The organism is Halomonas sp. (genome assembly GCF_033549285.1).
In the GTDB taxonomy this organism is placed as follows: Bacteria; Pseudomonadota; Gammaproteobacteria; order Pseudomonadales; family Halomonadaceae; genus Halomonas.
The window spans coordinates 1-13,170 of the sequence record NZ_JAWSUJ010000109.1; the positions used below are offsets into that span (position 1 = coordinate 1).

Genomic DNA, 13,170 nt, shown 5'->3' on the forward strand with positions numbered 1-13,170 from the left:
CTTGAGGAACAGCCAGCGCGGCGGCACCTGCCAGGTCTTGAGTCGGGTGATCTTCATGCGGGGTGTCCTTCGGTAGGGTGAGTGGGATGGGGGATCAGTCCCAGGTCCGTCGCCGTGCGCTCGAGCACCGCCCGGGCCGCCCGGCGAGCGGTCTCCGGCTGGCGCAGGCGGATCGCCTCCATCACCCGGCGATGGCGCTCGAGGCTGTCCTCCAGGGAGTCGGCCTGATGCTGGGAGTGCTGGATCAGCGCGATGATGGAAGGGCGCAACAGGTGGCCCATCTGGCGCCACACCAGGTTGTGGGTGGCCTGGTAGATGCCATCATGGAAGGCCACGTCGTGCTCGGCGTGCTGCTGGTGCATGCCGACGCCGGCGGTGTCGCGCATGCCTGTGAAGGCATTCTCCAGGCGCGCCAGGTCACGGCCGTCCGCCGACAGGGCGGCCAGCTCGGCCACCTGAGGCTCCGCGGAGAGGCGGAAGGCGAAGATCTCGTGGACCAGGCGCGGGTCGGGACGTTCCAGCCCGGCCAGCCAGTCGCTCATCAGGGGATCGAGCAGGTGCCAGTCGGTGACCTCGCGTACCCGGCTGCCGCGCCCCGCGGTGCGCTCGACCAGCCCGGTGGCGACCAGGCTGGCCAGGGCGTTGCGCACCCGGTTGCGGCTCACGGAAAAGCGTTCGCAGAGGTCCTTCTCCCGCGGGAAGGCGGTCCCCGCCGGCAGCTGCCCCGAGAGGATGGCGCGGGCAAGGACCGCGGCCAGGGCCGGGGCGCCGCCATCGGCGGGGAGGACAAGGTCATCGAGCATCATCGGTTCCGGCAGAATATCTGACCTTATAGTAAGTAATGTCAGACATTTTGCAAGGAGAAGGTTGTCGGGACAGGCATCCAACGTCGAACGGAAGAGTACAAAAGGACGCGCCCCGGACCATGGCCCGGGGCGCGTCGTGCGGGGCGGGCGCGTCTCAGGTGCCGCTGGTGACGGCGACCGGGCGCTGGCTCTGCATCAGGCCGAAGTAGAAGAGCCCGCCCAGGGCAGCCCCCATCATCCAGCCGTAGCCTTCGAGGCCGGAGAGCGCCGGCACCAGCACGGTGGAGATCGAGAACAGCGCGGCGCCGCCAAAGGCCAGCAGTGCGCGCCGGTTCCAGCCCTTGACGTAGTAGTAGGCGCTGCCCGGTGCCGAGGAGAACAGCTCCTGCATGTCCAGGTGCTGGCGCTTCACCAGATAGTAGTCCACCACGATGATGCCGTAGAAGGGGGCGACGACCGCGCCCAGGGCATTGACGAAGCCGGGCACGCCGATCTGGCTGATCAGCGAGACCCAGAGGGCGCCGACGAAGAAGGCCAGCACGGCGGTGATCAGGCCTCCCACCTTGAAGCTGATCTTGCTGGGAAAGAGGTTGGCCAGGTCGTAGGCCGGGGGGATGAAGTTGGCCACCAGGTTGATGCCCACGGTGGCGGCGAAGAAGGTCAGCGCCGCGACGATGGTCAGCGGCAGGGAGTCGACCCGCTCGACGATGTCCGCCGGGTTGGTCAGGGCGTCGCCGAACAGCACCAGGGTGCCGGCGGTGATGATCAGGGCGATGAACGAGAAGAAGGCCACGTTGAGCGGCAGCCCCAGCAGGTTGCCGAGCTTCATCTGGCGCTCGGTCTTCACGAAGCGCGTGAAGTCGCCGAAGTTGATCACCACCGCGGCGAAGTAGGCGACCATGGTGCCGACGATGGCGAGGAAGGCGCCCACGGCGCTGCCGGAGCGTTCGGTATCGGCGCTGAAGATGGTGCTCACCGCGGGCAGCAGGTCGCTGCCGGCCTGGAACCACACCACGATCATCAGCACCACCATCACCACATAGACCAGCGGGCCGGCCCAGTTGAGGAAGTGCTTGATGCGCTCGATGCCTTGCCAGAAGATCGCGATCTGGAACAGCCAGACGATCACGAAGGAGAGCCAGGCCACGGCGGAGAGGCCCAGGAAGGTGCTTCCGTCGCCGGCACCGACGAAGGCGGTGATCAGCAGGGCCACGGCGGTGGAGGCGAAATAGGTCTGCACGCCGTACCAGAAGATGCCGATGATGGCCCGCAGCATCGCCGGCAGGTTGGCCCCGCGCACCCCCATGCTGGCGCGCACCATCACCGGGAAGGGGATGCCGTACTTCACGCTGGGCTTGCCGGTCAGGTTGACCAGGTACATCACGATCACGCCGGCGAGGATGATGGCGGCCATCACCGCCCAGCCATTCAGCCCGTAGGTCAGGAACAGCGAGGCCGCCAGGGTATAGCCGAACAGGCTCTGGATGTCGTTGGACCAGACGTTGAAGATCTCGAAGGCACCCCAGCTGCGCTTGCTATGTGGCAGCGGCGCCAGGTCCTCGTTGTAAAGCGTCGGGTCGATCGTCTGGATGTCCAGTTCGCTCTCTTTCATCGCGGTCACCATTGTCATGGTTGCTCGGGCGGCTCGACCGGAGGCGGTCGCGCCGTCGTGCCGTGCTTACTGGCAGAAGCGCTGGCAGGGGGCCCAGTGCTTCATCAGCAGGAAGTAGGTGAGGCTGGCCGGGATCAGGCTGGCGTACCAGGAGATGGAGGAGAAGGTCAGGGCGGCGACGATGCCCACGCCGGTGGCGGCCAGGGCGGCCAGGTTCACGCCCCGGTAGGGGCCGTTCTCGTCATAGAGCTTGCCCAGGTCCAGGGTGCGGCGGCGGATCAGGTAGTAGTCGACCACCAGGACGGCGAAGATCGGGCCGAGGAAGGCGGAGTAGGTCTGCACGAACAGCTGCAGGCCGGCGGCGGAGTCCGGCTGCACCAGCTTCCAGGGGAAGGTGGCGAAGGCCAGCAGGCCGACCAGCACCGTGGCGGTGCGGAACTTCATCTTGAAGACGTCCATCAGCACATAGGTCGGCGGCACCACGTTGTTGAGCACGTTGGTGGTGACCTGGGCGAAGGCGATGAACAGCAGGGTGGTCATCAGCAGCGGGGTGTTGTCCACGGCGTTGGCGAACACCTGGATGGGGTCGGCGACGCCGGTGGCCTCGGAGACCATGAAGCCGATCAGGCCCATGAACAGGGTGCAGGGCAGGATCGACATGGCGTAGATGGTGGTCAGCATGCCCTGGCCGGTGCCGGTCTTGTGCTCGCGGGCATAGTCGCCGACGTTGAGCATCATGGTGCTGTAGATGCCCAGGAACAGCATGGTCGCCCCCCAGAAGGGCAGGCCCCAGGAGCCTTCCATGGTCAGCAGGTTGGCGGAGAGCACGTCGCCGTAGCGCACCACCGTGCTGTAGAACATGTAGACCAGCGAGGCGAGGATGAAGGCGCTGCCGATGTTCTCCAGCCACTTGATGCCCTGGAAACCCATCACCGACAGGCCGATCTGCAGGAGCTGGAAGGCGATGAAGAAGAACACCAGGTTGTCGAAGCCGAACAGCGTGGCCGAGACCATGTTCAGCGCCCCGGCGCCGATCCAGCTCTGGAAGCCGTACCACACCACCGCCGGCACCGCGCGTACCAGGCCCGGCAGCCGCGTCCCGGTGAAGCCGAAGGCGCTTCGTGCCTGCACCATGAAGGGGATGCCGTACTTGTAGCCGGCGGCGCCATTGATGGCCAGGGCGATGCCGATCACGAAGCAGCCGATGGCGATGGCGAGCGTCGCCTGGATCAGGTTCAGCGTGCCCACCACGCTGGAGCCCATGGTGAAGGTACCGATGGAGACGCAGCCGCCGAACCAGGCCAGGAAGTAGGAACCGCGCCCCATGATCCGGGTTCGCTGCGGGGCCAGTGACTCCTCCCCGGGGGCCTTGGTGCCGCGGTCGGCGGCGGGTGAGAGGGAGGCGGCGAGCCCCGCGGCCGCGGCCGTGCTGTCAGGAGTGGGATGACTCATGGTGATGTCCTCGCAAGTCGTTTCTGTGCTTGTGGTTGTCTTCCGGCAGGCGGCTGCCGTGGAAGGCTTGCGGCGTGGCGTGCGCCTGTGGCGCGATGCGTTGTGGTTGTTCGTTACGGTTATCGATGCACGAAGCGTGCCGTTCAGCGCTCCGGCGTCAGCTGGGAGAAGCCTTCGAAGCGCCCCGTGAAGGGCTTGGGTCGGGGGAAGGCCAGGTCGCCATGCTTGCTGGTGCAAAGCCCCAGGCCGACCAGGGCCTCGGCCAGCTTGACGGCGGCGGTGACGCCCTCGACCACCGGCAGGCCGACCTCGCGGCTGATGGTGCCGGTCAGGTCGGCCATGCCGCCGCAGCCCAGCACGATGGCGCCGATGTTGTCCTCGTCGCGGGCCCGCCGGCACTCGTCGATGATGCGCACCAGGGCGGCATCGCCATTCTCCTCCAGGTCGAGCACCGGGATCTCCGCGGCACGCACCCGCCGGCAGTGGTGGGAGAAGCCGTACTGCTCGAGCAGGTGCTCGGCGATGATGCCGGTGCGCCCCAGGGTGGTGACGATGGAGAAGCGGGTGCTGACCAGGGTGGCCATATGGAAGGCGGCCTCGGCGATACCGATCACCGGCGCCCGGGTCAGCTCGCGGGCGGCCAGCAGGCCGGGGTCGCCGAAACAGGCGATCACGTAGGCATCGGCGCCCTCGCGCTCCCCGGCCAGCACCTCCTCGAGCACGCCCACTGCGCTGACGGCCTCGTCGAAGTGGCTCTCGATGGAGACCGGCCCATGGTCGGGATGGCGCGCGGAGACGCGGGTACCGGGAGAGGCGATGCGGCTCGCCGCCTCGCCGATCGTCGCCGTCATCTCGGCGCTGGTATTAGGGTTGATGACGCGGATGTGCATGTCGCGGGCTCTCCTGGGCTATTTCGTGAACAAGATAGTTTGTCTTTGTACACAAAATAGCCTGCGCGAGCATAGGCCGCAAGTCCGGATGTGTAGCACCGCGAGCGGAAATTTAAGCCATAAAAATCATATAGTTAAGATTTTTGTCAGGTGAAGTCCTCAAATGTCTCCCGTATCCAGGCGCGGTATGTGGTCACGGCTGGCGTGCGTATGAAGGCATTTACAAGAGAGTTAAGTATACAAGATGCGAGAGTCGAGGCCTGACTAGTGCGAATCATCGTTCCGGCCATCGGTGAGGGGTTGCGGATGACATGGGTACACTCTATCTTTGTATTGTATACACGATATGCGCCGCACTCCGGCTCCCTTGCCGGAGAAAGGTGCCAGAACAACCAGGACGCTTCGCCATGACGCACCTCCGCTCATCCGATTATCCCCGAGACCTGATCGGCTACGGCCGCACCCCGCCCCACGCCAACTGGCCGGGCGGGGCGAGGATCGCCGTGCAGTTCGTGCTCAACTACGAAGAGGGTGGCGAGAACTGCGTGCTGCATGGCGACGAGGGCTCCGAGCAGTTCCTCTCCGAGATCATCGGTGCCCCCGCCTTCCCCGATCGCCACCTGAGCATGGAGTCGATCTACGAGTACGGGTCGCGGGCCGGGGTGTGGCGCATCCTGCGCGAGTTCGAGCGCCGCGGCCTGCCGCTCACCGTGTTCGGCGTGGCCATGGCCCTGGAGCGCCACCCCGAGGTGGCCCACGCCTTCAAGGAGCTGGGCCACGAGATCGCCTGCCACGGCTACCGCTGGATCCACTACCAGGAGGTGCCGGAGGAGGTCGAACGTGAGCACCTGCAGAAGGCGATGGCGATCTTCCAGCGCCTCTATGGCGAGAAGCCGCTGGGCTGGTATACCGGCCGCGACAGCCCCAACACCCGCCGGCTGGTGCTCGACGAGGGCGGCTTCCTCTACGACAGCGACTACTACGGGGACGACCTGCCGTTCTGGACCCGCGAGGCGGACAGCCAGGGCGTGGAGCACGACCACCTGGTTGTCCCCTATACCCTGGACAGCAACGACATGCGCTTCGCCGCGCCCCAGGGCTTCAACACCGCGGATCACTTCTTCACCTACCTGCGCGACGCCTTCGATGTGCTCTATGCCGAAGGGGAGGAGGCGCCCAAGATGCTCTCGGTGGGCATGCATTGCCGCCTGCTGGGCCGCCCGGGCCGCTTCCGCGCCCTGCAGCACTTCCTCGACCATATCGAGGCCCACGACCGGGTCTGGGTGGCACGCCGGGTGGATATCGCCCGCCACTGGGCGGAGCATCATCCGGCACCGGCGCGCTGAGTCACATCGCACGCTAGGGTGAGTGCCATCCTGGTGAGTCTTTGAACTGCCGCTGCCCGAAGCGAGAGGCGCCGGGGGCAGGTCGTAGAGGGGGTCCTATGCCAGGGATGGCATCGGTAGCGCCCAGGGAGGGGTTCACAGCGCCCCCTCGTAGACCTGTCGCCGGAACAGCCTCGCGCGATGTCTACGATGGCACGGCTTTCGGCCCCAACGTTTTTCAGGACACCCCATGAAACCACGTACCTACTACGCTCCCGTCGGTGGGCATCCCCCCCAGACTCAGCTGCTCTCCGACCGGGCGGTATTCACCGAGGCCTATGCCGTCATCCCCAAGGGCGTCTTCGGCGACATCGTCACCAGCAACCTGCCCTTCTGGGAGAACACCCGGCTGTGGGTGCTGGCGCGCCCGCTCTCCGGCTTCGCGGAGACCTTCTCCCAGTACATCATGGAGGTCGCCCCCGGTGGCGGCAGCGAACGTCCCGAACTCGACCCCGAGGCCGAGGGCGTGCTCTTCGTGGTGGAGGGCGAGATGGTGCTGACCCTGGCCGGCGAGCGCCACCGCATGGTGCCCGGTGGCTACGCCTTCCTCCCGCCGGGCAGTGACTGGCAGGTGAGTAACGAGGCCGAGGCCCCGGTGCGCTTCCACTGGGTGCGCAAGGCCTACGAGCGGGTCGAGGGCATCGAGGTGCCCGAGGCCTTCGTGGTCAACGAGAACGACATCGCGCCCAACGAGATGCCGGACACCGAGGGACGCTGGGCGACCACGCGCTTCGTCGACCCGGCCGACGTGCGCCATGACATGCACGTCAACATCGTCACCTTCCAGCCCGGCGCGGTGATCCCCTTCGACGAGACCCACGTCATGGAGCACGGCCTCTATGTGCTGGAGGGCAAGGCGGTCTACCACCTCAACCAGGACTGGGTGGAGGTCGAGGCCGGCGACTTCATGTGGCTGCGCGCCTTCTGTCCCCAGGCCTGCTACGCCGGCGGCCCGGGGCCCTTCCGCTACCTGCTCTACAAGGACGTCAATCGCCACCCCAAGCTGCGCCTGGGTGGTCGCTGATACCCACGAGAGGGGCGCCGGGGACAGGTCTGGAGGGGGTCCTATGCCAGGGATGGCATCGGTAGCGCCCAGGGAGGGGTTCACAGCGCCCCCGAACAGGCCTGTCCCCGGGTAAGCCCCGATATATGGCTGTTCTGGATTGGAGACTGACATGCTGGAACTGAAAGCCGAACCGCTGACCGCCGAGGCCTTCGCCCCCTTCGGCGACGTCATCGACGCCCGCGTCGCGGACTGGTTTCCCATCAACGCCGGGCGCACCCGGCGCTACCACGACCTGGCGAGGGTCGAGACGCTGGGGGAGGAGGCGAGGACGCTGATCAGCATCTTCGTCAGCCAGCCGGTAGCGATACCGCTGGAACTGGACTTCCTGGAGCGCCACCCGCTGGGTAGCCAGGCCTTCATGCCGCTCCACGAAGAAAGATTCGTGGTGGTCGTCGCACCACCGGGGGACCGGATCGATCCCGCCGAGGTGCGCGCCTTCGTCACAGACGGTCGCCAGGGGGTCAACTACCATGCTGGCACCTGGCATGCCATCCAGTCGGTGCTCGAGCGGGAAGGGGAGTTCCTGGTGGTCGACCGCGGCGGCGAGGGGAGCAACTGCGACGAGCATCCGGTAGCGGTTCGCGTGACCCTCTGACGCACCGCCCGAGCGGGGTGATGTGCTGCTTTTATTGATACCCAAGCCCTTGAGCGGGCTTGGGTATTTCTTTGGAATCAAAAAATATGAAAATATTTTTCATAAAATATTGACGGCCCGCGGCGAGCTACCTAGCCTCTGTATACAGAAATATTTTCCAAAAAAATAACAATCCCCTCACAGGAGGAAGCGTCATGACCCGCATGACTGCCGCTGAAGCCGCCGTTCACGTGCTCCGCAAGGAAGGCATCGATGTCGCCTTCGGGGTGCCGGGTGCCGCCATCAACCCCTTCTATGCCGCGATGCGCAAGCTGGGTGGCATCGACCATGTCCTCGCCCGCCACGTCGAGGGCGCCTCGCACATGGCCGAGGGCTACACACGCACGAAGGCCGGCAACATCGGGGTGTGCATCGGCACCTCCGGCCCCGCCGGCACCGACATGATCACCGGGCTCTATTCCGCCTCGGGCGACTCCATCCCGATCCTCTGCATCACCGGCCAGGCGCCCCGCGCCCGGCTGCACAAGGAGGACTTCCAGGCGGTGGACATCCAGGCGATCGCCGGGCCGGTCACCAAGTGGGCGGTCACGGTGCTCGAGCCGGCCCAGGTGCCGCGCGCCGTCCAGCACGCCTTCCAGCTGATGCGCTCCTCGCGCCCGGGGCCGGTGCTGATCGACCTGCCCATCGACGTGCAGATGAGCGAGATCGAGTTCGACCCGGACACCTACGAGCCGCTGCCGGCCTACCGGCCCGCGGCGACCCGGGCCCAGGCCGAGAAGGCCATCGCCATGCTCCAGGCGGCCGAGCGCCCGCTGATCGTGGCCGGCGGCGGCATCATCAACGCCGATGCCTCGGACCGGCTGGTGGAATTCGCCGAGCTCACCGGGGTGCCGGTAATCCCCACCCTGATGGGCTGGGGGGCGATCCCCGACGACCACGAGCTCATGGCCGGCATGGTGGGGCTGCAGACCTCCCACCGCTATGGCAACGCGACCCTGCTCGCCTCGGACTTCGTGATGGGCATCGGCAACCGCTGGGCCAACCGGCATACCGGCTCGGTGGAGACCTATACCCGCGGGCGCACCTTCGTCCATGTGGACATCGAGCCGACCCAGATCGGCCGGGTGTTCGGGCCGGACTACGGCATCGTCTCCGACGCCGGGGCGGCGCTCGACCTCTTCCTCGAGGTGGCCCGCGAGATGCAGGCCGCCGGTCGCCTCAAGGACCGCACGGCCTGGGCGGCGGAGTGCCAGGAGCGCAAGCGCACCCTGCTGCGCAAGACCCACTTCGACAACGTCCCGGTCAAGCCACAGCGGGTCTACGAGGAGATGAACAAGGCCTTCGGCCCGAACACCCGCTACGTCAGCACCATCGGCCTGTCACAGATCGCCGGCGCCCAGTTCCTGCATGTTCACAAGCCGCGCCACTGGATCAACTGCGGCCAGGCCGGGCCCCTGGGCTGGACCATCCCGGCGGCGCTGGGCGTGCGGCGCGCCGACCCCGAGGCCGAGATCGTCGCCCTCTCCGGCGACTATGACTTCCAGTTCATGGTCGAGGAGCTGGCGGTCGGCGCCCAGTTCAAGCTGCCCTTCATCCACGTGCTGGTGAACAATGCCTACCTGGGGCTGATCCGCCAGGCCCAGCGCGGCTTCGACATGGACTACTGCGTGCAGCTCTCCTTCGAGAACGTCAATGCCGCCGAATTGGGCGAGTACGGCGTCGACCACCTTGCCGTGGCTGAGGGGCTGGGCTGCAAGGCGCTGCGCGTGACCCGGCCAGAGCAGATCGGCCCGGCCTTCGCCCAGGCACGGGAGCTGATGGCCGAGCACCGGGTGCCGGTGGTGGTCGAGGTGATCCTCGAGCGTGTGACCAACATCGCCATGGGCACCGAGATCGATGCCATCAACGAGTTCGAGGAACTGGCCGAGAGTGTCACCGATGCCCCCAGTGCCATCACCGCCACCGTCTGACCGTGGTTCGTCGAGACACTATCCAGAAGGCAAGACGCAAGGAGTTCGATATGCCCAAGTTTGCCGCCAATCTCAGCATGCTGTTCACCGAGGAGGCGTTCCTCGACCGCTTCGCGGCCGCCGCCCAGGCCGGCTTCAAGGGGGTGGAGTACCTATTTCCCTATGACTACCCGCCGGCCGAGATCAAGGCGAAGCTCGACGACCATGGCCTGACCCAGGTGCTGTTCAACCTGCCGGCCGGCGACTGGGGGGGCGGCGAGCGCGGCATCGCCTGCCACCCGGATCGGGTGGAGGAGTTCCGCAGCGGCGTCGACCAGGCGATCGAGTACGCCCGCGTGCTGGGCAACACCCAGGTCAACTGCCTGGCCGGCATCAAGCCCGAGGGCGTGAGCGATGACGAGGCCCGTCAGACCCTGGTCGGGAACTTGCGCTTCGCCGCCGAGAAGCTCGAGGCCGCAGGGATCCTGCTGATCGCCGAGCCGATCAACACCCGTGACATCCCGGGCTTCTTCCTCGATCACACCGAGCAGGCGCTGGCGATCTTCGATGAGGTGGGAAGCGACAACCTCAAGCTGCAGTACGACATCTACCACATGCAGATCATGGAGGGGGACCTGGCGCCGACCATCGAGAGGCACCTCGACCGCATCGCCCATGTCCAGGTCGCCGACAACCCGGGGCGCCACGAGCCGGGCACCGGCGAGATCCACTACCCCTTCCTCTTCGCGCACCTCGATCGCCTGGGCTATACGGGCTGGGTCGGCGCCGAGTACAAGCCGAGGGCGGGCACCCAGGAGGGGCTGGGCTGGTTGGACGCGACTCGGTAGACACCCTATCGACACCCCAATGACAACAGGAGAGAGACCATGAGCAAGATCGGATTTATTGGCCTCGGCATCATGGGCCGTCCCATGGCGGGCCACCTGCTGGACGCCGGCCATGAGCTGGTGACGGTCAAGCGTGGCACCCTCGATGCCACCCTCGCCGACAAGGGCATGCGTGAGGTGGAGACCCCCGCGGCGGTGGCCGCCGAGGCCGAGGTGATCATCACCATGGTGCCCGACACCCCCGACGTCGAGGAGGTGCTGTTCGGCGAGGGCGGCGTCACCGAGGGCCTCAGGCCCGGCACCCTGGTGATCGACATGAGCTCCATCGCCCCCCTGGCCACCCAGAACTTCGCCCGCTGCATCCACGAGGCCGGCGGCGAATACGTCGATGCCCCGGTCTCCGGCGGCGAGGGTGGCGCCATCAACGCGGCGCTGACGATCATGGTGGGCGCCACCGAGGAGGGCTTCGAGCGCGCCCGACCGATCCTCGAGGTGATGGGCAAGACCATCACCCACATCGGCGGCCATGGTGCCGGCCAGACCTGCAAGGTAGCCAATCAGATCGTGGTGGCGCTGACCATCGAGGCGGTAGCCGAGGGCCTGCTGTTCGCCTCCAAGGCCGGGGCCGACGTGGCCAAGGTGCGCGAGTCGCTGCTCGGCGGCCTGGCCCAGTCGAAGATCCTCGATGTCCATGGCGAGCGGATGATCAGCCGCTCCTTCGACCCGGGCTTCAAGGTCCGCCTGCACCAGAAGGACCTCAACCTGGCCCTGGACGGGGCACGCAGCCTCAACCTGGCGCTGCCCGGCACCGCCAACGCCCAGCAGCTGTTCCAGGCCTGTGCCGCCCACGGCGGCGCCGACTGGGACCATGCCGGCATCCTGCGGGCCCTGGAGGCGCTGGCCGACCACGAGGTGGGCCAGGCATGAGGGGCTCGTGCCCCTGTACAGGTCGTGAGTTCTACCCGCCGGCTCTCCCGAGCCGGCGGGCAACAGGGAGGTGACTGCTCCCTGACGGCAGGCGTCGGGTCGTCGCCTGCCGGATCGCCGACGGCGATCCTTGCCCGGTGGCGGGTTCCCCCTGAAGCACCCCGCTCGTCACCGGGCCTTTTTCGTGAAGGAGATCCCCATGAATACCCTGACGCCGCTGGTCGCCCGCGACCCGGTCGAGACGCCGCGGGCCTGGCTCCGGCAGCTGGCCGAGCACGCGGTGGCGGCCGTCCATCCCGATGCCCTGCTGCCCGCCGTGCTGCCCGCGCCGCCGCGCGGCCGCACCCTCGTGGTGGGGGCCGGCAAGGCCGCCGCCGCCATGGCCGCGGCACTCGAGCGCGCCTGGCAGGCCCGCCAGCCCCGGGCGCCCCTCGCGGGCCTGGTGGTGACCCGTCATGGCCATGGGTTACAGGGCCATGGCCCGCAAGGGCAGGGTGGCGACTGTCGCCATATCGAGGTCCTCGAGGCCTCCCATCCCATGCCCGATGACCTGAGCGAGCGGGCCGCCCGGTGCATGCTCGAGGCGGTGGACGACCTGGGCGAGGACGACCTGGTCATCGCGCTGATCTCCGGCGGCGGCTCGGCGCTGATGAGCCTGCCGGCACCGGGCATCGCCCCGGCCGAGAAGCAGGCGATCAACCAGGCCCTGCTGCGCTGCGGTGCGCCGATCCGCGAGATCAATGCCGTGCGTCGCCATCTCTCAGCCATCAAGGGCGGCCGCCTGGCCGCGGCGGCCCACCCGGCCCGGGTGCTGACCTGGCTGATCTCGGACGTGCCCGGCGACGAGGCCTCGCTGGTGGCCTCGGGGCCGACCTTGCCGGACGCCACGACGCCCGCCGGCGCCCTGGCGATCCTCGAGCGCCATGGCATCGCGGTGCCCGCGGGGGTGCGCCGTCACCTGGCGGCCGATGCCCCGGCCCCGCATCCCGGGGAGCCGGCCTTCGCCCGCGACGCGAGCGAGATCCTCGCCCGGGCCCGGGATGCCCTCGAGGCGGCGCGCAACGCTGCCGAGGCCGCGGGGTTCGAGGTGCGCCTGCTTGGCGACGACCTGGAAGGCGAGGCCCGGGAGCTGGGGCGTGCCCAGGGACGCCTGGCGCTGGCCGCCCGCGACGGACGCCGCGCCCCCCTGCTGCTGCTCTCGGGGGGCGAGACCAGCGTCACCGTGCGGGGCGACGGCCGGGGCGGGCGCAATGTCGAGTACCTGCTGGGGTTGTTCGAGACCCTGCGCGGTGCCGAGGGCATCCATGCCCTGGCCATCGACACCGACGGCATCGATGGCTCCGAGGACAATGCCGGGGCACTCTTCTCGCCCGAGGACTGGGCGCGTGCCCGGGCCCGGGGCCTTGACCCCGTCGAATATCTGTCACGCAATGATGCGTATACTTTCTTTGCGGCCCTCGATGACCTGATCGTCACCGGGCCGACGCGCACCAACGTCAACGATTTCCGTGCCATCCTGGTACTGCCGAGGACCCCATGATCCGACCGCTCCCTGTTCCGCCCCACACCCCCATCCGTCGCACCAAGATCGTCGCCACCCTGGGCCCGGCCAGCGACCGGGAGGGGGTCCTCGAGGCGAT

General features: G+C 67.6%; 11 protein-coding genes. 7 read left to right on the forward strand and 4 right to left on the reverse strand.

Annotated elements, in window-relative coordinates:
- Positions 1–53 precede the first annotated feature (53 nt).
- From SCI24_RS18280 to SCI24_RS18295, 4 genes are all read right to left on the reverse strand, one after another.
- Positions 54–803, reverse strand: a complete 750-nt coding sequence (locus SCI24_RS18280) for a FadR/GntR family transcriptional regulator (RefSeq protein WP_318726737.1) — start codon at positions 801–803, stop codon at positions 54–56.
- A 157-nt stretch (positions 804–960) separates the two neighbouring features.
- A complete protein-coding gene (locus tag SCI24_RS18285; RefSeq protein WP_412930167.1) occupies positions 961–2,430 on the reverse strand; it encodes an NCS1 family nucleobase:cation symporter-1 in 1,470 nt (489 codons plus the stop codon).
- Positions 2,431–2,484: 54 nt separating this feature from the next.
- Positions 2,485–3,870 (reverse strand): NCS1 family transporter, encoded by a 1,386-nt coding sequence (locus SCI24_RS18290; RefSeq protein WP_318726738.1) that lies wholly within the window; start codon positions 3,868–3,870, stop codon positions 2,485–2,487.
- A 143-nt stretch (positions 3,871–4,013) separates the two neighbouring features.
- On the reverse strand, positions 4,014–4,760 hold the full coding sequence (locus tag SCI24_RS18295) for an aspartate/glutamate racemase family protein (protein ID WP_318726739.1): 747 nt from the start codon (positions 4,758–4,760) through the stop codon (positions 4,014–4,016).
- A gap of 407 nt (positions 4,761–5,167) precedes the next feature.
- On the opposite strand from SCI24_RS18295, the gene puuE reads away from it, so the two are divergent.
- The 7 genes from puuE to SCI24_RS18330 all read left to right on the forward strand — a co-directional run bounded on the left by puuE (position 5,168) and on the right by SCI24_RS18330 (position 13,070).
- Positions 5,168–6,106: an allantoinase PuuE gene (puuE, locus tag SCI24_RS18300; RefSeq protein WP_318726740.1), complete on the forward strand. Its 939-nt coding sequence runs from the start codon at positions 5,168–5,170 to the stop codon at positions 6,104–6,106.
- Positions 6,107–6,335: 229 nt separating this feature from the next.
- The gene (locus tag SCI24_RS18305; protein WP_318726741.1) at positions 6,336–7,169 is read left to right on the forward strand and encodes a bifunctional allantoicase/(S)-ureidoglycine aminohydrolase; all 834 of its coding nucleotides are present in this window, start codon (positions 6,336–6,338) and stop codon (positions 7,167–7,169) included.
- Between the two features lie 151 nt (positions 7,170–7,320).
- Positions 7,321–7,806 carry an ureidoglycolate lyase gene (locus tag SCI24_RS18310; protein ID WP_318726742.1) on the forward strand — a complete coding sequence of 162 codons (486 nt, stop codon included), beginning with the start codon at positions 7,321–7,323 and terminating at the stop codon, positions 7,804–7,806.
- 194 nt (positions 7,807–8,000) lie between these two features.
- Positions 8,001–9,776: a glyoxylate carboligase gene (gene gcl, locus SCI24_RS18315; protein WP_318726743.1), complete on the forward strand. Its 1,776-nt coding sequence runs from the start codon at positions 8,001–8,003 to the stop codon at positions 9,774–9,776.
- A gap of 50 nt (positions 9,777–9,826) precedes the next feature.
- Positions 9,827–10,603: a hydroxypyruvate isomerase gene (hyi, locus tag SCI24_RS18320; RefSeq protein ID WP_318726744.1), complete on the forward strand. Its 777-nt coding sequence runs from the start codon at positions 9,827–9,829 to the stop codon at positions 10,601–10,603.
- Positions 10,604–10,642: 39 nt separating this feature from the next.
- Entirely contained in the window at positions 10,643–11,530 is an 888-nt protein-coding gene (locus tag SCI24_RS18325) for a 2-hydroxy-3-oxopropionate reductase (RefSeq protein ID WP_318726745.1), read from the forward strand.
- Between the two features lie 199 nt (positions 11,531–11,729).
- Entirely contained in the window at positions 11,730–13,070 is a 1,341-nt protein-coding gene (locus tag SCI24_RS18330; protein ID WP_318726746.1) for a glycerate kinase, read from the forward strand.
- Positions 13,071–13,170: the final 100 nt, after the last annotated feature.